General features: G+C 68.0%; 2 protein-coding genes. Both read right to left on the bottom strand.

All coding sequences use genetic code 11. The annotated features are described in order from the left end of the window. A partial coding sequence (locus AC4FAH_RS12870) for a DMT family transporter (protein ID WP_490246158.1) occupies positions 1 to 572 on the bottom strand: 572 nt, incomplete at its 3' end. 6 nt (positions 573 to 578) lie between these two features. Continuing rightward, a complete protein-coding gene (locus AC4FAH_RS12865) occupies positions 579 to 1,439 on the bottom strand; it encodes an HAD family hydrolase (protein ID WP_175088446.1) in 861 nt (286 codons plus the stop codon). Between the last annotated feature and the right edge of the window lie 236 nt (positions 1,440 to 1,675).

Genomic DNA, 1,675 nt, shown 5'->3' with positions numbered 1-1,675 from the left:
CACAGCGTGAAGTTGCCCGCCAGTGACAGGCTGCAGCCCAGCGCGAGCAGATTGCCGGTCAGTGAGCCGTTGCCCGCCTCGTCCATCACCAGCAGCGTGATGCCCGCCAGCGAGACCAGAATCGCGCCCCATACATGGCGCGGCTGACGCTCGCCCAGCCATAGCCGCGACATCAGCGCCGCGAACAGCGGACTGGCAGCGAGGATGATCAGCACATTGCCGGCGCGGGTGTATTGATTGGCGAGCACGAAGCCCAGCGTGGAGCCGGTGAACAGCAGCGCGACCCACAGCCCCGTACGCCCGCAGCCACGCATGCGCGCCAGCGCACTGGCGAAGCGCTGGCCTGGCCCGCCGCGCTGGGTGAGCAGCAGAATCAGCGCAAAGCCGATGGCCGTCAGCAGGCCGCGCCAGAACACCAGCGGGCCATCGGCGACATCGGCGAGGCGCAGCAACAGCGCATCCGGCGAGATCAGCAACACGCCCAGCGCCGTCAGCGCGACGCCGCGCGCCTGCAGGGCTCTGGCATCCGGGCCGTGATCGCGGGAAAGATGGGAGTCAGTCGACGGCTGCATGCACGCTCAGTCCGATTCGATGGACAGGTGCGACTGGCGCCAGTCGACCACCGGCCAGCCACGCGCTTCGGCGAACTGGCGCAGCGGCGCATCCGGCTGGGTGGCGTGGGGATGATCGACCCGCTCGAGCAGCGGCAGGTCGTTGTGGGAATCGGAGTAGCCCCACAGTGCCTGCGGCGCACGCTTGAGCTGGCTGGCGTCTTCCAGCCAGGCATCCAGCGCCGCCAGCTTGCCTTCGCGGAAGGTGACGATGCCGGTGGTCTCGCCGGTGAAGCGGCCCTCTTCATCGAAGGCAGGATGGGTGGCCAGCGCGCCATCGGCGGTCAGACGACTGGCGATGGGGCCGACCAGATGATGCATGGAGGCGGAGATGATCAGGGTGCGATGGCCCGCCTCGCCGTGTTCGGCCAGCCGTGCGATGCCGCCTTCCAGCAGACGCGGCATCACCATTTCTTCCACGAAATCATCGACTTCGCGACGCACCTCATCGCGATGCCGCCCGATGAGCGGGCTGAGCAGATGCCCCGTGTGCTCGTGGATGTCCAGGGTGCCGGCGTGATACTCGCTCTGGTGGCGCTCGCCGATGGCCATGAAGGCCTCGACATCCTCGATCCATCCACAGGCGGCCATCCAGCGCATCCACATGCCGGTGCAGTCGCCATCGAGCAGGGTATCGTCGAGATCGAACACCGCCAGCGGGGAATCCAGCTGGCAGAAATGGCGCAGATACCCCTCACCCGGCGGCGATAGCGGTGGCAGCAGCGTCACGGCATCGCAGTCGGCACAGAGATCCGCCAGCGGTGAGCGGCGGACCTCTACCCCGGGGGCAGCATTGAGGGCGCGCGGCGCAGCAGAGGGTGAGGGCATGGTTCGAGTCACGACAGGCTCCGAGTGGACGAGGGAGTCAACGGCTTCCTGCCGTTACTGCGTGACCCTCGCATGCGGCGCCGCGCTGGGCAAGTCCGTCGCGCCTTCATGACCCGCTGTCGCTGCGTGCGGCGCTAGCGCTGGGCGAGTCGAGCGAGCGCCAGGCTGGCAATCGCGGTGTCCTGCACGCCGGTGCCGGTAAGGTCTGCCACCGTGATGAGGGTATCAGTGGCGGT

The sequence above is a fragment of the Cobetia sp. genome (genome assembly GCF_983723665.1).
This window is presented reverse-complemented; position numbering and strand designations above follow the sequence as displayed.

Bases quoted from the DNA above. Each gene is read 5' to 3' on its own strand.
- AC4FAH_RS12865 (WP_175088446.1), bottom strand. From the start codon at position 1,439: ATGCCCTCACCCTCTGCTGCGCCGCGCGCCCTCAATGCTGCCCCCGGG.